The 16,890-nt window shown below is 68.1% G+C and carries 22 protein-coding genes; 16 read left to right on the plus strand and 6 right to left on the minus strand.

Translation table 11 applies throughout. From position 1 onward, the window contains the following. The first annotated feature begins 20 nt into the window (after positions 1–20). Positions 21–1,412 carry a class II fumarate hydratase gene (fumC, locus tag KF910_RS03280; protein ID WP_292258777.1) on the plus strand — a complete coding sequence of 464 codons (1,392 nt, stop codon included), beginning with the start codon at positions 21–23 and terminating at the stop codon, positions 1,410–1,412. A gap of 64 nt (positions 1,413–1,476) precedes the next feature. Here the strand turns inward: fumC and KF910_RS03285 are convergent, their stop codons facing one another. Further along, on the minus strand, positions 1,477–1,710 hold the full coding sequence (locus tag KF910_RS03285; RefSeq protein ID WP_292258778.1) for a DUF2171 domain-containing protein: 234 nt from the start codon (positions 1,708–1,710) through the stop codon (positions 1,477–1,479). A 68-nt stretch (positions 1,711–1,778) separates the two neighbouring features. Here KF910_RS03285 and KF910_RS03290 point away from each other — a divergent pair, with 68 nt between their 5' ends. Next, positions 1,779–1,967, plus strand: a complete 189-nt coding sequence (locus KF910_RS03290; RefSeq protein WP_292258779.1) for a DUF4169 family protein — start codon at positions 1,779–1,781, stop codon at positions 1,965–1,967. Beyond that, positions 1,964–2,137 (plus strand): hypothetical protein, encoded by a 174-nt coding sequence (locus KF910_RS03295; RefSeq protein WP_292258780.1) that lies wholly within the window; start codon positions 1,964–1,966, stop codon positions 2,135–2,137. The genes KF910_RS03290 and KF910_RS03295 overlap by 4 nt, the downstream gene beginning before the upstream one ends. Here the strand turns inward: KF910_RS03295 and KF910_RS03300 are convergent. Beyond that, entirely contained in the window at positions 2,134–3,096 is a 963-nt protein-coding gene (locus KF910_RS03300; protein WP_292258781.1) for a DMT family transporter, read from the minus strand. The two genes, KF910_RS03295 and KF910_RS03300, sit on opposite strands and share 4 nt — an antisense overlap. Positions 3,097–3,225: 129 nt before the next feature. Here KF910_RS03300 and KF910_RS03305 point away from each other — a divergent pair, with 129 nt between their 5' ends. Genes KF910_RS03305 through KF910_RS03315 form a run of 3 tightly spaced genes read left to right on the plus strand, consistent with a single transcriptional unit; the run spans position 3,226 to position 4,624 of the window. Further along, positions 3,226–3,636, plus strand: coding sequence for a YbaY family lipoprotein (locus tag KF910_RS03305; RefSeq protein ID WP_292258782.1), 411 nt, complete (start codon positions 3,226–3,228; stop codon positions 3,634–3,636). A 4-nt stretch (positions 3,637–3,640) separates the two neighbouring features. After that, complete coding sequence (locus tag KF910_RS03310) at positions 3,641–3,859, plus strand: ribbon-helix-helix domain-containing protein (protein WP_292258783.1); 219 nt, start codon at positions 3,641–3,643, stop codon at positions 3,857–3,859. 51 nt (positions 3,860–3,910) lie between these two features. Then, positions 3,911–4,624 (plus strand): SIMPL domain-containing protein, encoded by a 714-nt coding sequence (locus KF910_RS03315; protein ID WP_292258784.1) that lies wholly within the window; start codon positions 3,911–3,913, stop codon positions 4,622–4,624. Here KF910_RS03315 and KF910_RS03320 read toward each other — a convergent pair. After that, positions 4,617–4,841, minus strand: a complete 225-nt coding sequence (locus tag KF910_RS03320) for a hypothetical protein (protein ID WP_292258785.1) — start codon at positions 4,839–4,841, stop codon at positions 4,617–4,619. The two genes, KF910_RS03315 and KF910_RS03320, sit on opposite strands and share 8 nt — an antisense overlap. 140 nt (positions 4,842–4,981) lie before the next feature. Here KF910_RS03320 and KF910_RS03325 point away from each other — a divergent pair, with 140 nt between their 5' ends. Genes KF910_RS03325 through KF910_RS03355 form a run of 7 tightly spaced genes read left to right on the plus strand, consistent with a single transcriptional unit; the run spans position 4,982 to position 11,869 of the window. Further along, positions 4,982–7,306, plus strand: coding sequence for an ATP-dependent helicase (locus KF910_RS03325; protein WP_292258786.1), 2,325 nt, complete (start codon positions 4,982–4,984; stop codon positions 7,304–7,306). 31 nt (positions 7,307–7,337) lie between these two features. After that, complete coding sequence (locus KF910_RS03330) at positions 7,338–7,610, plus strand: hypothetical protein (protein ID WP_292258787.1); 273 nt, start codon at positions 7,338–7,340, stop codon at positions 7,608–7,610. After that, positions 7,607–7,882, plus strand: coding sequence for a type II toxin-antitoxin system RelE/ParE family toxin (locus KF910_RS03335; protein ID WP_292258788.1), 276 nt, complete (start codon positions 7,607–7,609; stop codon positions 7,880–7,882). The genes KF910_RS03330 and KF910_RS03335 overlap by 4 nt, the downstream gene beginning before the upstream one ends. Positions 7,883–7,930: 48 nt before the next feature. Continuing rightward, the gene (locus tag KF910_RS03340; RefSeq protein ID WP_292258789.1) at positions 7,931–9,277 is read left to right on the plus strand and encodes an O-antigen ligase family protein; all 1,347 of its coding nucleotides are present in this window, start codon (positions 7,931–7,933) and stop codon (positions 9,275–9,277) included. Further along, entirely contained in the window at positions 9,243–11,306 is a 2,064-nt protein-coding gene (gene parE / locus KF910_RS03345; RefSeq protein ID WP_292258790.1) for a DNA topoisomerase IV subunit B, read from the plus strand. Before KF910_RS03340 ends, parE begins: the two co-directional genes overlap by 35 nt. A gap of 25 nt (positions 11,307–11,331) precedes the next feature. Continuing rightward, the gene (locus tag KF910_RS03350; protein WP_292258791.1) at positions 11,332–11,547 is read left to right on the plus strand and encodes an AbrB/MazE/SpoVT family DNA-binding domain-containing protein; all 216 of its coding nucleotides are present in this window, start codon (positions 11,332–11,334) and stop codon (positions 11,545–11,547) included. After that, positions 11,534–11,869, plus strand: coding sequence for a type II toxin-antitoxin system PemK/MazF family toxin (locus KF910_RS03355; protein ID WP_292258792.1), 336 nt, complete (start codon positions 11,534–11,536; stop codon positions 11,867–11,869). The genes KF910_RS03350 and KF910_RS03355 overlap by 14 nt, the downstream gene beginning before the upstream one ends. Here KF910_RS03355 and KF910_RS03360 read toward each other — a convergent pair whose 3' ends face one another. Continuing rightward, positions 11,870–12,205 carry a hypothetical protein gene (locus KF910_RS03360; RefSeq protein ID WP_292258793.1) on the minus strand — a complete coding sequence of 112 codons (336 nt, stop codon included), beginning with the start codon at positions 12,203–12,205 and terminating at the stop codon, positions 11,870–11,872. Positions 12,206–12,468: 263 nt separating this feature from the next. Here KF910_RS03360 and KF910_RS03365 point away from each other — a divergent pair, with 263 nt between their 5' ends. The 3 genes from KF910_RS03365 (at position 12,469) to KF910_RS03375 (ending at position 15,983) form a co-directional block, all read left to right on the plus strand. Beyond that, positions 12,469–14,013: a DEAD/DEAH box helicase gene (locus tag KF910_RS03365; RefSeq protein WP_292258794.1), complete on the plus strand. Its 1,545-nt coding sequence runs from the start codon at positions 12,469–12,471 to the stop codon at positions 14,011–14,013. Positions 14,014–14,109: 96 nt separating this feature from the next. Continuing rightward, a complete protein-coding gene (locus KF910_RS03370) occupies positions 14,110–15,165 on the plus strand; it encodes a GGDEF domain-containing protein (RefSeq protein WP_292258795.1) in 1,056 nt (351 codons plus the stop codon). 41 nt (positions 15,166–15,206) lie between these two features. Next, on the plus strand, positions 15,207–15,983 hold the full coding sequence (locus KF910_RS03375; protein ID WP_292258877.1) for a lysophospholipid acyltransferase family protein: 777 nt from the start codon (positions 15,207–15,209) through the stop codon (positions 15,981–15,983). Positions 15,984–16,130: 147 nt separating this feature from the next. Here KF910_RS03375 and KF910_RS03380 read toward each other — a convergent pair whose 3' ends face one another. Further along, on the minus strand, positions 16,131–16,496 hold the full coding sequence (locus KF910_RS03380) for a TfoX/Sxy family protein (RefSeq protein WP_292258796.1): 366 nt from the start codon (positions 16,494–16,496) through the stop codon (positions 16,131–16,133). Positions 16,497–16,499: 3 nt separating this feature from the next. Then, on the minus strand, positions 16,500–16,883 hold the full coding sequence (locus KF910_RS03385; RefSeq protein ID WP_292258797.1) for a HesB/IscA family protein: 384 nt from the start codon (positions 16,881–16,883) through the stop codon (positions 16,500–16,502). Positions 16,884–16,890: the final 7 nt, after the last annotated feature.

The raw sequence follows: 16,890 nt of genomic DNA on the forward strand, positions 1-16,890 counted from the left end.
CGTCTAAAGAGCCGCTCCGCATGACCGCGCACCGCACCGAAACCGACACCTTCGGCCCCATCGAGGTCGCCGCCGACCGTTACTGGGGCGCGCAGGCGCAGCGCTCGCTGGGCAATTTCAGGATCGGCTGGGAGAAACAGCCCCTACCGATCGTGCGGGCGCTGGGGATCGTCAAGCGCGCGGCGGCCGAGACCAACATGGCGCTGGGCAAGCTGGACCCCGCCATCGGCGACACCATCGTCAAGGCGGCGAACGAGGTGATCGAGGGCAAGCTGAACGACCACTTCCCGCTGGTGGTCTGGCAGACCGGATCGGGCACCCAGTCGAACATGAACGCCAACGAGGTGATCTCGAACCGGGCGATAGAGATGCTGGGCGGCGAAATGGGGTCCAAGAAGCCGGTCCACCCCAACGACCACGTCAACATGAGCCAGTCGTCCAACGACACCTATCCCACGGCCATGCACGTCGCCTGCGCCGAACAGGTGGTGCGCGACCTGATCCCGGCGCTGCAGCACCTGTACGCCGCGCTGAAGGCCAAGTCCGAAGCCTGGGGCCACATCATCAAGATCGGCCGCACCCACACCCAGGACGCCACGCCCCTGACCCTGGGCCAGGAGTTCGGCGGCTATGCCCAACAGGTCGCCAACGGCATCGAGCGGATCGAACAGACCCTGCCCAAACTGATGGAACTGGCCCAGGGCGGCACCGCCGTCGGCACCGGCCTGAACGCGCCCGTCGGTTTCGCCGAACAGGTGGCCGAACGCATCGCCGCCATCACCGGCCTGCCCTTCACCACGGCGCCGAACAAGTTCGAGGCCCTGGCCGCCCACGACGCCATGGTGTTCAGCCACGGGGCCATCAACACGGTGGCCGCGTCGCTGTTCAAGATCGCCAACGACATCCGCTTCCTGGGGTCCGGTCCCCGTTCGGGCCTGGGCGAACTGGCCCTGCCCGAGAACGAGCCGGGCAGCAGCATCATGCCGGGCAAGGTCAATCCGACCCAGTGCGAGGCCCTGACCCAGGTCTGCGTCCAGGTGTTCGGCAACCACGCCGCCGTGACCTTCGGCGGGTCGCAGGGGCATTTCGAGCTGAACGTCTTCAACCCGGTGATGGCCTACAACTTCCTGCAGTCGGTGCGCCTGATGGCCGATGCGGCGATCAGCTTCACCGACAACTGCGTGGTCGGGATCGAGCCGCGCGAGGACAACATCAAGCGCGGGCTGGACAACTCCCTGATGCTGGTCACCGCCCTGAACGGCAGGCTGGGCTATGACGCCTGCGCCAAGATCGCCAAGACGGCGCACAAGAACGGCACCACCCTGCGCGAGGAAGCGGTGGGCGGCGGCTATCTGACCAACGCCGAGTTCGACGAGGCGGTGCGGCCCGAGAAGATGATCTCGCCGGGCTGAGGATCGAGGCCGGACAAGCGAAAGGCCCCGCCGATGGCGGGGCCTTCTGCATTTCGGGGCCGGATCAGTGCTTCTCGGTCCAGCGCGCCTTGGCGTCGTCCTTGGTGATGTTCAGATGGACGTGTTCGTCGACATGATCGACCCAGCTGACGGGGATCATGTGGTGTCTGAAGCCGGCGCCGAGGTCCAGCTTGGCCAGTTCGATCTGGTCGCCCTTCACATGATCCACGCGGCCGACGTGGCCGCCGTCAGAGCCCACGACTTCCTGGTGTTCCTTGATGGTCGAGACGTCTAGCATCGGTGTTCCTTTCCTGTGTCGAGCCGGTGGAACGCCTTGGGGGCCGCCGGGTTTCGGATGAGGACGCCATGGCCGAGATCATCAATCTGAACCGCGCCCGCAAGGCCCGCGACAAGGCGGAAAAGACGGCCCGCGCCGCCGCCAACCGGGCCGCCCACGGCCGGACCAAGGCCGAACGCCAGGGGACCGAGGCCGAGCAAGCGCGCGCCGACTCGTTGCTGGACGGCCACCGACGCGAGACGGAGGAGAAGGAATGAGCGGCTTCAACCCCGGCACGCGCACCGGCCTGATCGCCCTTCTGGCCGCGCGGCGGATCAAGGCCGAGAAACTGCGCCGCGAAAAGGCCGCCCACGCCCGGACGAAGGAAGAGGTCCTTCAGGCGCGCAAGGCCAAGGCGGAAACCAAGCGATCCGGCTGGTTCCGCTAGGCGGCGGAGACCCGCGGCGCGCGGATCAGCAGCACCTGGCCGGCCAGCACCAGGGCCAGACCGGCCAGGGCGCCCAGGCCGAAGCGGGCGTCCTCGAACAGAACCGAGACCAGCATGGCGATCGGCGGCGTCATGGCCGAGATATAGCTGGCCAGGGCATAGCCCCTCAGCCGGGCGATGGTGAAATAGAGGCCGAAGGCGACCACCGACCCCAGGATCGACAGATAGGCCAGGGACAGCAGATAGGCCGGCGTCGTCTCGATGCGCCATTCGGTCCCCGCGACCAAGCCATAGAGGACCAGGAAACCCGTGCCATAGGCCATGGCCCAGGCGGTCTGGGGCAGGACGGGCGCGCCGGCCTGCTGGCCGCGCCAGGCGAACAGATTGCCGATGGCCGCCCCGGCGACGCCGACCAGGGCGAAGACCAGGCCGACCATGGCGTCCGAATCCATGTCGGCGCGCATCAGCTCGGAGCCGAACAGCACCGCCACCCCGCCCATGCCCAGCAGGGCGCCCAGCCAGGCGGCGCGGGCCGCCTTCTGGCCCAGGACAAGGCGGAAAGCGATCAAGTTGACGAAGGCCAGGCCGGCGAACAGCACCGCCACCACCGCCGAGTTGACCCGTTCTTCCGCCCAATAGACGCAGGCGTAGTCGATGGTGAAGGTGAACAGCCCCTGCCCCATCGCCGCCAGATGCGCCGCGCGCGGCAGGCGCAGGGATCGGCCGGTCAGCAGGCACGCCGCCATCATCACCGCCGCCGCCAGGCCGAACCGCCAGGTGATGGAGGCGATCGGATCGACACGCCCAAGCTGCAGGGTGATGGCGTACCAGGTCGTGCCCCAGATCAGGGCGCAGGCGGCCACCCCCGCCCCCGCCAGCACGGTCGGCGACCGCCAGAAGCGCCGGACGGGCGGTTCCATTTCGCGGATGTCGGGCGGCGGATTGTCGGCAGGCGGCACGGGCGCGACTCATGCGAAACGAAACGGGAACTTCCGTTAGCATCCGAGGCGCATCCACGTCGCCTCAAACCTTGCTGCGGTATGTGACCGGCGCGATCTCTGTTAGGTTCGAACGAACAGGAGACGCCGATGCGCCCTTTGCTGCCCGCCATCCTCGTGGCCTTCATGGCCCCCGCCTGCGCCTCCGCGCCCGCGCCGGTTGCTGGGACGACGACGGTCGAGGTGACCGCCGCCTATCGCGAGCGGATCCTGCTGCCGCCCGGCCATGTGCTGATCGTGCGGATCGAGGATGTCAGCCTGGCCGACGCCCCCGCCACGACCCTGGCCGAGATGCGCGTGGCGCTGGACGGCCGCGCCCCGCCCTATCCGGTGACGTTCAGCATTCCGGCCGGGGCGATCGATCCGCGCCATGACTATGCGGCGCGGGCCGAGATCCGCGACGCGACGGGCGCCCTGAGGTTCACCACCGACACGCGCCATTCGGTGCTGACGCGCGGCGCCGGCCTGCGCGCCGACATCGTCATGGTCGGCGTGGGCTGACGGCTTGTCGGCCCTGGTCAAACGTTCGGTGCTGCTGGCCGGCCACGCCACCTCGGTGGCGCTGGAGCCGGAATTCTGGGCCGTGCTGGACCGGATCGCGGCCGAGCGCGGCCTGACCAAGGCGGGCCTGCTGAAGATGATCGACGCCGAGCGCGGCCGCCGTCCCCTGGCCTCGGCCTGTCGGGTTCTGGCGCTGGAATGGAGCGCGCGCGGGCGTGATTGACAGCCGCGTCCGGCGGGCGCTTGCTGGCGTTTTCGCACCCAGGAGCGCGCCATGGCCGACAGCCGACTGATCCCCGCCCTCGTCTTCGGCGGACTTCTAGCCGTCGGCCTGATCGGCGGGGGCGCCCTGGTCGGTCAGGGGATCGTGAATCTGCGGGCCGGCGACCGCACCGTCACCGTGCGCGGCCTGTCGGAGCGGGAGGTGAAGGCCGATCTGGCGGTCCTGCCGGTGCGCTTCACGGCGTCGGGCGAGGTGCTGTCGGACGTCCAGGCGCGGATCGACGCCGACCTGGCCACGGTGCGGAGCTTCCTGACGGCCCAGGGCTATCCGGCGAGCGCGGTCGATCTGGGCCGGCTTGAGGTCGCGGACACCCGAAGCCGCGAATACGGCAACCAGCAGGGCCCCCGCTTCATCCTGGCCCAGACGGTGATCGTGCGAACCAATGATGTGGCTCGGGTCCAGGCCACCACCCGCGCCCTGAACGACCTGGTGCGGCAGGGGGTGGTGCTGCAGGACTTCCAGGGTCCGTCCTATATCTTCACCAAGCTGAACGCCGTGCGTCCGGCCATGATCGCCGAGGCCACCGCCGCCGCCCGCACCGGGGCCGAGCAGTTCGCCAAGGATTCCGGCAATCCCCTGGGTCCGATCCGTCAGGCGACCCAGGGCTCGTTCGAAATCCTGCCGCGCGACGGCGACGGCGGCGAGGCGGCCTCGGTCGACAAGAAGGTCCGCGTCGTGGCCACCATCACCTATCGTCTCAGGTGACCGGCGGCGTCGGGGTCGGAACGGTCGGCGGCTCGACCGGCGGCAGGGTCGGCGCCTGCATCTCGGGAACATTGACGTCGATATCGACCTTGCGCGTCTCGCTGGGCGCGCGGGCGAAGACGAAATAGGCGACGATCGCCAGAACCACGACCACCCCGCCCAGGATGAAGCCAAGGGCGGCGTTGCCGCCGCCGGATCGATTTGTGTTCTCGGCCATGATCAGCGCCTCTTCCGATTGACGATGGCAGGGGAACGAGGCGCGGGCGAACCCGGTTCCGCAAAACGCACCGCGACGGACGCTGACAGCGGCGCCTGTGCCCCCTATGTTCTCGTTTTGCCGAGTCTGACGAACCGCCCGTGACCGACCTGCCCGCCCCTCGCATATCCGACCTGGCCCGCGCCGCCGCGCCCGCGGGCGACTATATGGCCGGGCTGAACCCGGAGCAGCGCCAGGCGGTCGAGACGACCGAGGGGCCGGTGCTGGTTCTGGCGGGCGCCGGCACGGGCAAGACGCGGGTGCTGACCACACGCCTGGCGCACATTCTGGCCACGGGCCGGGCCAGGCCGTGGGAACTGCTGGCCGTCACCTTCACCAACAAGGCCGCGCGCGAGATGCGCGAGCGGATCACCCATCTGATCGGCCCCTCGGCCGAGGGCCTGCGCTGGCTGGGCACCTTCCATTCGATCGCGGCCCAGATTCTGCGTCGGCATGCGGAACTGGTCGGGTTGAAATCCAGCTTCACCATCCTGGACACGGACGATCAGGAGCGGCTGCTGAAACAGCTGTTGGAAGCCGCCAATATCGACACCAAGCGCTGGACGCCGCGGTCCCTGGCCAATCTGGTCGACCACTGGAAGAACCGCGGCTGGACGCCCGAGAAACTGCCGCCGGGCGAGGATTTCGCCAACGGCAAGGGTCAGGGGCTGTACACCGCCTATCAGGCTCGCTTAAGGGCGCTGAACGCCTGCGACTTCGGCGACCTGTTGCTGCACAACCTGACAATCCTGTCGCAACATGCCGATCTGGCGGAAGAATATCGCCGCCGGTTCCGCTACATCCTGGTCGACGAATATCAGGATACGAACGTGGCCCAGTATCTGTGGCTGCGGCTGCTGACCTCGTCCACCGGCAATGTCTGCTGCGTCGGCGACGACGATCAGTCCATCTATGGCTGGCGCGGCGCCGAGGTGGACAACATCCTGCGGTTCGAGCGCGACTTTCCCGGCGCCCGCGTCATCCGGCTGGAGCGCAACTATCGCTCGACCGAGCACATCCTGGCCGCCGCCTCGGGCCTGATCGCCGCCAATCGCGGACGGCTGGGCAAGACCCTGTGGACCGAAGACAAGGGCGGCGAAAAGGTGCGGGTGCGCGGCGTCTGGGATGGCGAGGCCGAGGCCCGGCTGATCGGGGACGAGATCGAGACCGCGCGCAGATCCGGCATGAATTACAAGGACATCGCGGTGCTTGTTCGCGCATCGTTTCAGATGCGGGCGTTCGAGGAGCGGTTCCTGATGCTGGCCGTGCCCTATACGGTGATCGGGGGGCCGCGCTTCTTTGAACGGGCCGAGATCCGCGACGCCCATGCCTATCTGCGGCTGATCCAGTCCGAAGACGACGACCTGGCGTTCGAGCGGATCGTCAATGTCCCCAAGCGCGGGATCGGGGACACCAGCGTGCAGAAGATCCTGCATATCGCCCGCAGCCAGGGCGTATCGGCCATGACGGCGGTGCGGCAGTTGCTGGGCTCGGACGAGCTTCAGGCCCGTACCCGCACGGCCCTGTCCAATTTCGTGCGCGACCTGGACCGCTGGCGCGCCCTGGCGACCGATACGGCGCACTGGACCCTGATGGAAACGGTGCTGGAAGAGTCCGGCTATACCGACATGCAGAAGGCCGACCGGACCAGCGGCCAGACCCGGCTCGACAACCTGAAGGAGCTGGTCCAGTCGATGCAGTCGTTCGAGACGCTGCAGGCCTATCTGGAGCATGTCGCCCTGGTCATGGACCTGGATCGCGGCGAGGCGGGCGCGGATTCGGTGCAGATCATGACCCTGCACGGCGCCAAGGGGCTGGAGTTCCCGCTGGTCTTCCTGCCGGGGTGGGAGGAAGGCGTTTTCCCGTCCCAGCGCAGTATCGACGAGAAGGGCGAAAAGGGCCTGGAGGAGGAACGCCGCCTGGCCTACGTCGGCGTCACCCGCGCCCGCGCCGACGCCCGCATCAGCTTTGCGGCCAACCGACTGGTCTATGGCCGCTGGACCAGCCAGCTGCCCAGCCGGTTCGTGGACGAACTGCCCCTGGCCAATGTCGAGGCCCAGTCGGAAACCGGCTATTACGGCGCCTCGGCGGGCATGAAGGAGGCCAAGAGCCGCTGGGACGAGGCGCCCAGTTTCGGCTCCAGCTATTCCAGCCCCGGCTGGAAACGGGCCCAGGAGCATGTCCGCGCCGCCGCCCCCCTGACGCCGCGCGACCGGCTGGCCCGCAATGCGGTGATCGAGGGCGAAGGCCGCCTGGTCGCCACGGCCGACCCGTCGTCCGGCGGCGGCTGGGTGCGCGGCGAGCGGGTCTTTCACCAGAAGTTCGGCTATGGCGCCATCCGCGCCATCGAGGGCAACAAGCTGCTGGTCGCCTTCGACAAGGCGGGCGAGAAGAAGGTGATCGATACGTTTGTGGAGCGGGCGTGATGAGCGCGCGGGGATATGCTAAGCTGCCGTCATGGCCGATGGTGCTCTGACCCTCACTCTGGACGACTACACCGCCGCCAAGATTGAAGCGCGAGCGAAGGCGATGGGCATCCCGCCGGAAGAATTGGCGGCCATGGTGCTGGACGCCCGCTTCTTCGACTATGACGACTTCACCTGGATCAATGGCGACCCGCGTGACGACGACCCCGGCCGGTACGACCTGAACGAAACCGGCCGGCCCTGGAGCGAAGTGCGGCCGGAGTTTCTGGCCCTGATCGACAAGACGTTCGGCAAGTCTGAATGAAGGTCGTCCTGGCGCCGCGCGCCGAGCTGGACTTTCAGACGCAGGTCGCCTGGCTCAAACTTCATTCCCCTGCCGCAGGCCAGAAAGCGGCCCTGCGAATTGTCGAAATGATCGACCTGCTGGCGGACTTCCCACAGCTGGGCCTGGTGGTGAACAGCCGAACTCGAGAAAAGCAGTTTCAGTTCGGCCGGGACGGCTTCGTTATCCGATATCGATTAGAGGATGACACCCTGATCGTCATGCGCATCTTCCACTCGCGTCAGGACCGCTGATCCTGCAATCCCAACCCTCCGTTAACCGCGCCAACCGACCCTGCGAGGGTGCGCGAATCTCGTTCCGCCCCTGACCTGACCGACCCCGATCCGCCCCTGTGGGAGCGGGCGGCGGCGATTGTGGTGATCGTCATGCTGACCGGCGCCCTGGTCGGGCCGGTGTTCGCCCCGACGCAGGAAGAGACGCCGATCCTGCGGCTGGTCTGGCTGCCCATCTATGGGATCATCGCCGGGCTGATCGCGCTCCGGGCCGACCGGATGGCGCGCGCCTGGCCGGCGATGATCGCCCTGATGAGCGTGGTCGGGTTGGCCTATGCCTCCAAATACTGGTCGATCGATCCGGCCACCACCAGCCGCCGGGTCATCGCCCTGGCCATCACCGGGGCCTTCGCCGTCTATCTGGGCGCCGTGTTCCGGGGCGCCGCCCTGCCCCGGCTGCTGACGTTGGCGACCCTGCTGATGGGTTTGGGCAGCGTGGTCATGGTTTTCGCCTTCCCGGCCATCGGGGTGCACCAGGACGTCAACGCCGGCCTGTGGCGGGGCCTGTGGTACGAGAAGAACCAGATGGGGCTGGTCATGGTGGCCGGGGCGACGGCGGCGTCCGCCCTGCTGGCCTCGGGCGATCCGCGACGCATCATGCCGATCGTCACCCTGGCCCTGACCAGCGCCCTGGTGCTGGCGACCCAGTCCAAGACTTCGCTGCTGTGCCTGATGATCGGGGTGGGCCTGCCCGCCGGCCTGTGGACCCTGCGGCGGGGCGGTCCGGCCTTTTCGGTGGTGATGGTCTGGCTGGCTGTGGTGGCGGCCTGCGCCGGCGCCTGGCTGTGGTTCAGTCATTCCTCGGCCATTCTGGAGGCCCTGGGCAAGGACCCCTCCCTGACCGGACGGACCGACATCTGGGCCAGCCTGATGCGCCGCGTGGCCGAGCGGCCGTGGACCGGATATGGCTACAGCGCCTTCTGGATCCGGGGGTCGGAGCCCGCGGCCTTCGTCCGTCACGAGACCGACTGGCCCGTGCCCTCGGCGCACAACGGCTGGATCGACGTGCTGGTCCAGCTGGGATGGCCGGGCGTTGTCCTGGTCGGCGGCCTGACGGCCCTGACGGCGGGGCTGACGATCCTGCGCCTGGGGGGTTCGGGACTGCGTGAAGGCGGCTGGGGCCTGGCCTATCTGTGCGTCTTCGTGCTGCTGAGCCTGTCGGAGAGCATTCTGATCCACCATCAGGATCTGCCTTGGGTCCTGTTCCTGGCCATATTGACGCGCGCCCTGACGGCCGATCCCGCGCCACGGCGCGCAACGCTTGCCCAGCGGCCGGCGCGCGGCTACCTGACCGGCTCCCGAATCGCCGCACAATCCGTTCATGGCCCCCGCCGACGACCTGTTCTCCTTCGCTGACGAGCAACCCGAACCGCCCAAGCCGGCCGCCCAGGCCGAGCGCGCGCCTGCGCCCGCCGCCCCGACGCCCGAACCCGCGCCTGCCGCCGCCGCCCCGGCCGGCGGCTATTCGGCCAGTTCGATCGAGGTGCTGGAGGGGCTGGAACCTGTCCGCAAACGCCCCGGCATGTATATCGGCGGCACCGATGAGCGAGCGCTGCATCACCTGTTCGCCGAGGTGCTGGACAACGCCATGGACGAGGCGGTGGCTCGCCATGCGAAACTGATCACCGTCGATCTGGACGCCGAGGGATTCCTGTCGGTGCGCGACGACGGGCGCGGCATTCCGGTCGATCCCCACCCCAAGCATCCAGGCAAATCGGCGCTGGAAGTCGTGATGACGGTGCTGCACTCGGGCGGGAAATTCTCAGGGAAAGCCTATGAGACCTCCGGCGGCCTGCACGGGGTCGGGGTGTCGGTGGTCAACGCCCTGTCGGAACGGCTGGACGTCACCGTCTGGCGCGACGGCCACGAATGGCGCCAGTCGTTCAGCCGGGGTCATGTGCTGGCGCCAATCCAGCAGGTCGGCCCGTCGAAGAAGAAGGGCACACTGATCCGTTTCCGGCCGGACGAGGAGATTTTCGGCCACGGCGCGGCGTTCAAGCCGGCGCGCCTGTTCCGCATGGCGCGGTCCAAGGCCTATCTGTTCCGCGGCGTCGAGATCAAATGGACCTGCGCGGCCGAGCGGATCACGGATTCGACGCCGACCGAGGCGGTGTTCCACTTCCCCAACGGCCTGGCCGACGCCCTGGCCGAGCGCGTGGGAGCCATCGAGACCGTCACCCCGACCTTCGCCGGCCGGGTCGAGCGCAAGGGCGAGGCCGGGGCCGTGGAATGGGCCGTCACCTGGTCGCCCGCCGGGTTCGGAGAAGCCGACGGCTTCGTCCAGTCCTATTGCAACACGGTCGCCACCCCGGACGGCGGCACGCACGAGGCCGGATTCCGCGCCGCCCTGGTCAAGGGGTTGAAGGCCTATGGCGAACTGGCGGGCGAAAAGCGCGCGGGCGTCATCACGGCCGAGGACGTGATCGCCAACGCCGGCGCCCTGATTTCGGTCTTCATCCGCAATCCGGAGTTCCAGGGCCAGACCAAGGACCGCCTGTCGTCGCCCGAGGGCGCGCGCCTGGTCGAACAGCTGCTGCGCGACCCGCTGGACCACTGGCTGACCGAAAGCCCGAAACAGGCCAACACGCTTCTGGGCTTTGTCATCGACCGGGCCGAGGACCGGCTGCGCCGCCGCAAGGACAAGGAGGTCCAGCGCGCCGCCGCCACGCGCAAGCTGCGCCTGCCCGGCAAGCTGTCGGACTGTTCGCGCCAGGCGGCCGAGGGCACCGAACTGTTCATCGTCGAGGGCGACTCGGCCGGCGGATCGGCCAAACAGGCGCGCGACCGGGTGACCCAGGCCATCCTGCCTCTGCGCGGCAAGATCCTGAACGTGGCCTCGGCCTCGGCCGACAAGCTGCGCGCCAACGCCGAACTGTCGGACCTGACCCTGGCCCTGGGGGTCCAGCCGGGCGCCCGCTTCAACATCGACGACCTGCGCTATGAGCGGATCGTCATCATGACCGACGCCGATGTCGACGGCGCCCATATCGCGGCCCTGCTGATCACCTATTTCTATCGCGTCATGCCCGAGGTGGTGCGCCAGGGGCGGCTGTTCATGGCCCTGCCGCCGCTATACCGCATCCAGGCGGGCGCCCTGTCCGAATACGCCCGCGACGACGCCCACCGCGACGAGCTGCTGGCCACCACCTTCAAGGGCAAGAAGACCGAGATCGGCCGGTTCAAGGGCCTGGGCGAGATGATGGCGTCTCAACTGAAAGAGACGACCATGGACCCGAAGAAGCGCACCCTGGCGCGGGTCACCGTGCCGGACGCCGAGGCCGAGATCGAGGATCTGGTCGAACGGCTGATGGGCAAGCGCGCCGAGGCCCGCTTCCAGTTCATTCAGGAGAACGCGCGGTTCGCGGTGGCGGAGCTTGACGTCTGACAAGGTAAGGATCATCCTTACCTCCATGATCGTCAGCCGTATCACCAGCAAGGCTCAGACGACGGTTCCTCAGGCCGTCCGCAAGGCCCTGGGCCTGAAGCCGGGCGATGACCTGGCCTACGAAATCCGCGACGGCCAGGTCCTTCTGACCAAGGCGCGGCCGGCGCCGCATGACGATCCCTTCGCCACGTTCGATGAGTGGTCGGGCGATGCGGACACCAAGGCCTATGCCGACCTTTGAGCGTGGCGACGTCGTTCGCGCGCCCTTTCCCTACACGGATCGCGATACGCGTCAGTACAGACCCGCTGTTGTCGTGTCGGACGGCGTCATAGGCCAGAATCTCGTCTGGATCGTGATGGTGACGAGCGCCGAGAACCGCCCCTGGTCACAGGACTTGGCGCTGGGCGAACGCTATGGCGATTGCGGCCTGCCCGTCCCGTCGGTGGTTCGGCCGGTGAAGATCACGACCGTCGATGCGTCACGCATCGAACGTGTCGGCGCCCTGCCCTTGGATCTGCTTGCAGAGGTTGAACAGGCGCTTCAGCGCGCCCTGGGCCGCTGATCAGCGGCCGCGCACCAGTTCGTTGGTGACGCGGCGCCCCAGGGGGTCGCGGCCGGGCCAGGTGTCGCCGACGTCCGCCTCGACCAGGGGCGAGCAGTAGCGGTCGATCATCATGATGGCGGGGCGGATGCCGTTCAGGCAGATTTTGTCGCCCTCGATGCGCCAACGCGCCGTGATGGTGCGCCCGCTGGAGAACTGGGCCCGATAGCCGCCGTCGCGGTCGAACCAGTGCTTGACCCAGCCGCCATGGGCGTAGCGCGACAGCACCGTATTGCCGAAGGCGCTGGACATGTCCGCCTGGGCCGGGACGGCCACGGCCAGTCCCGCGGCGGCCAATACCGCTCCGATCCGCAAACGCATCCCATACCCCGTCACAACCCAACCCGGCGGCCACTATTGCCATCTGACGCCGTTTTTCAATCCCGCATCCCCGATCGGGCGAACCTGAATACTTGACTCTGGCCAAGGGGCTTCTATATCCGCCCCAGCCTCGGGACAGGTCTGCGATGCGCGCCGCCCCTACGCCCCGGACATGGGCGGTTCCGCAAGGCGATCCCGCGATCATCCGGATCGCATGAACGCAAACGTCCCAAGGACTTATGACAGATTTCAATCAACTGGGCCTTTCGCCCACGACCCTGCAGGCGGTCGCCGACACCGGCTACACCACCGCCACCCCCATTCAGGAACAGGCCATCCCCGTGGCCCTGGCCGGACGCGACGTTCTGGGCATCGCCCAGACCGGCACCGGCAAGACGGCGGCCTTCACCCTGCCGATGGTGGATCGCCTGGCCTCGGGCCGCGCCCGCGCCCGCATGCCGCGCGCCCTGGTCCTGGCGCCGACCCGCGAACTGGCGGACCAGGTGGCCGAAAGTTTCGCCAAATACGCCAAGGGCACGCGCCTGAACTGGGTGCTGCTGATCGGCGGGGTGTCGATGGGCGACCAAGTGGCCGCCCTGAACAAGGGCGTGGATGTGCTGATCGCCACGCCCGGCCGCCTTCTGGACCTGTTCGACCGTGGCAAGATGCTGCTGACGGGCGTCGAGCTGATGGTGGTCGATGAAGCCGACCGTATGCTGGACATGGGCTTCATTCCCGACATCGAGCGCATCTTCAAACTGACGCCGCCGCGCCGCCAGACCCTGTTCTTCTCGGCCACCATGCCGCCGGAGATCACCCGGCTGACGACCCAGTTCCTGAAGGATCCGACCCGGATCGAGGTGGCGCGTCCGGCCACCACCGCCGACACCATCACCCAGCACGTCACCCGCCTGCCGACCTCGGACCCCAAGGCCAAGCGCACCGCCCTGCGCGCCCTGATCGAGCGCGGCGACGTCCAGAACGGCATCGTCTTCTGTAACCGCAAGTCGGAAGTCGACATCGTCGCCAAATCGCTGAAGACCCATGGCTTCGACGCCGCGCCGATCCATGGCGACCTGGATCAGAGCCTGCGGATGAAGACCCTGTCGGACTTCCGCTCGGGCGCGCTGAAACTGCTGGTGGCGTCGGACGTCGCCGCGCGCGGCCTGGACATCCCCGCCGTCAGCCACGTCTTCAACTATGATGTGCCGCACCACGCCGACGACTATGTGCACCGCATCGGCCGCACCGGCCGCGCCGGGCGCCTGGGCGAGGCCTTCATGATCGTGACGCCCGCCGACGACAAGTCGTTGGACAAGGTGCTGAAGCTGATCAAGAAGGAGCCGGTCGAACTGCCGCTGGACGGCATCGACTTCGCCTCGATCAAGGACCAGCCGCGCCGCGACAGCGACCGCTCGCGCGGGCGTGGCCGTAGCGAGCGGCCGGACCGCCCCGCGCGCGGCCGTCACGAAAGCTCGGCCGTCGCCGAGGCCGTGGCCGAAACGCCGGTGGTTGAAGCGGTCGAGGCCGAGGTCGCCGCTCCGGCGCCCGAGTCCAGGCCTCGCCGTGGCCGTCGCACCCGGTCGGACCTGGCCGAGGCGGCCCCTGCCCCCACGCCGCCGCCGGCGCCCGCCAAGGCCGAAGCCCAGTCCCGCCCCCTCCAGGAGCCGCAGCTGAGACAGTCCGGGCGTGGCGGCCGCGCCGACGGCGACCGTGACGAACCCCGCGCCGGCGCTGGTTTCGGCGCCGAAGTGCCGGCCTTCATGCGGCGCTCGGCGTTCTGAATCCGCGACTGAACCGCGTTCGATTCAGTCGGTCTTTACGTTCCAAGGCCTAGCTTCCCTTTTGAACTGACCAGAAGGGTCGGACGGGGGACGTTCATGCCGCAGATTGAAACGACGCTACGCGGCCCTGACGCCTATGATCTGGCTTCGCGCGCGATCCAGGAAATGCAGCGCGCCGAGGTGTGGCCGACACCGCTGAATTTCGAGTTGTGGCTGCACTATCTGGGCGATCCCGAGGGCGCCCTGGGGCGCGAGATCCGCCGGCTGATCGAAACTGAAACCACCTTCACGGAGGACACCTCCGAGATGCTGGCGGCCAAATTCCTGCCGCGCACCCAGCTGTCCGAGGAAATTCGAGACGCCGGCGCCGTGCTGAACCGCGAACTGTCCAGCGTCGCCGAGGCGATCGCCACCGCCCACCGCAGCCAGGCCGCCTATGGCGTCACCCTGGCCGACGCGGCCGCCACCATGGGGTCGATGGATGGCGATGGAGGATTGAAAAAGCTCGTCTCTTCCCTGTCCGACGCCACCCGCAAGGTCCAGCGCGAGAACGCAACCCTGGAAGCCAAGCTGGAGGACTCCACCCGCGAGGTCGCCAGGTTGCGCGACCACCTGGAGCAGGTGCGGCGCGACGCCATGACCGACGCCCTGACCAGCCTGGCCAACCGCAAGGCGTTCGACGAGCAGCTGGCCCGTCTGTGCGAGGAGGCCGACGCCAAGGGCGGCCAGCCCCTGACCCTGGCCGTCATCGACATCGATCATTTCAAGCGCTTCAACGACACCTGGGGGCATCAGACCGGCGACCAGGTCCTGCGCTATGTCGCCAGCGTGATGAACCGCATGGCCAAGCACCCGCGCGTGGCCGCCCGCTATGGCGGCGAGGAATTCGCCCTGATCTTCCCCGGCGAGATGGGCGCCACGGTCGAAGACGGGCTGGAGGCGATGCGCCAGGAAATCTCGTGCCGCTCCCTGCGTCGCCGGTCGACCAATGACGAACTGGGCGCCGTCACCATTTCGGCGGGCTATGCCGAACGACGGCGCAACGAGATGCCGTGCGCCCTGCTGGAACGGGCGGACGAGGCGCTCTATGCCTCCAAGCGCGCGGGCCGCAACCGGGTCACCAAGGCCGACAGCCTGGCCGACGCGGCCTGACCGCTGGTCGTGGGGGCCGGCAGGCTTCATAAGACGGCATGATCCGCAGCCTTCTGTTCGCCGTCGCCTATTGGATCCTGTCCATCGCCTACACCCTGGCGGCCGTGATCGCGGCTCTTGCGCCGGGGCGTGGCGCGACCGGGTGGATCATCCGGCGCTATGTGCGGCGCATGGTGCAGGCGATGCGCGTCCTGGCCGGCATCCGCATCCAGTATCGGGGCGAGGACCGCCTGCCCGAAGGCGCCTTCATCCTGGCGGCCAAGCACCAGAGCTGGGGCGACGGATTCTCGGTCTATGACCGGTTCCAGGATCTGGCCTTCGTCACCGGAGACCATCTGGAGAAGTTTCCGCTTCTCTCGACCGTCCTGACCAAGCTGGGCGCCATCGTCGTCAACAACTGCGGAGGCTCCAAGGCGCGCGAGGCGCTGAAGACCCGCGCCGCCGACGCCCATGCGCAGGGCCGCCGCATCCTGATCTATCCCGAGGGCAATCTGGCCAGGGTCGGCGAGAAATTCCGCTATCGTTCCGGCGTCTGGCACATGTACCGCGACTTCGACATGCCGGTCGTTCCGGTGGCCACCAACCTGGGCCTGTTCTGGCCCGGCGAGGAATTCCGCAAACACCCGGGCGTGGCGACGCTGGAGTTCCTGGCCCCCATCCCGACCGGCCTGCCCAAGGACGAATTCCTGGCCCGTCTGGAAGCCGCCGTCGAGGATCGCACCGCCGAACTGGTGGCCGAGGCGACGGGCCAGCCGGTCACACCCGCCGTGCGCGTGCTGGCGCCGGACGAGGCGCGGCGGGCGGCGGCGCGGCCTTAAACCCAAACCCCGTCACCCTCGGGCTTGTCCCGAGGGCCCATCTATCCGACTGCCCGAACAGCGATGCGTCGCGCAGCCAGCGGGCCACGGTTTCGGTCCCATGTGACGGCGCCATGGGCCCTCGGGACAAGCCCGAGGGTGACGGAGCTATTTCGGCGTCTTCTTTCGCGGCTTCTTCGCCGCTGCCTTCCTGAGGGCCGCGTCGATCGACGTCCGCGCCCAGCGCACGGCTTCATCCGGATCATCGACGGCGGGTTCCGGCAGGCTCCAATAGGCCATGGTCATCGTCTCCCCATCCTTCATCGGATAGGTGAACTGGCGCGACCCGGCCTCACGCAGCATCGGCTCGTTCTGCTCGTCAGCCTTAAGCCACACGACGCCGTCGTCCAGCAGGGCGAAGATGGGGCCGTTCGCATAGACGCCGGCCCCGCCGAACATCCGCTTGATCGTCAGGGGACCCAGTCCGGCGAAATGCTCCTGAACCCACTCACCGAACGACGGATCATAGGCCACCGCTCAGGCCTGTTCCGCCGGGATGATCGTCACGCTCTCTCCGCAGCCGCAGGCGTCGGTCTGGTTCGGGTTCCGGAAGACGAATTTGGACGCCAGCTTCGTCGTCTCGAAGTCGATCTCGGTTCCGATCAGGAACAGGATGGCCTTGGGGTCGATCACCACGGTCGCGCCCTTGTCGGTCACCACCTCGTCCAGCGGCCCAATCTCGCCGGCGAAGGCGAAGGTGTATTCCTGACCGGCGCAGCCGCCGTTCTTGACGCCAACGCGCAGGCCCTTGTGGCCGCCGGTTTCCGTCAGCTCGCGCACCCGCGCGGCGGCCGCCTCGGTCAGGGTCAGAACCTGCGGGCGCGGTCGGCGGGGACGGGGAGTGGTCGAAAGTTCGCTCATCGCGGCC

Source organism: Brevundimonas sp. (assembly GCF_019636155.1).
Classification (GTDB): domain Bacteria; phylum Pseudomonadota; class Alphaproteobacteria; order Caulobacterales; family Caulobacteraceae; genus Brevundimonas.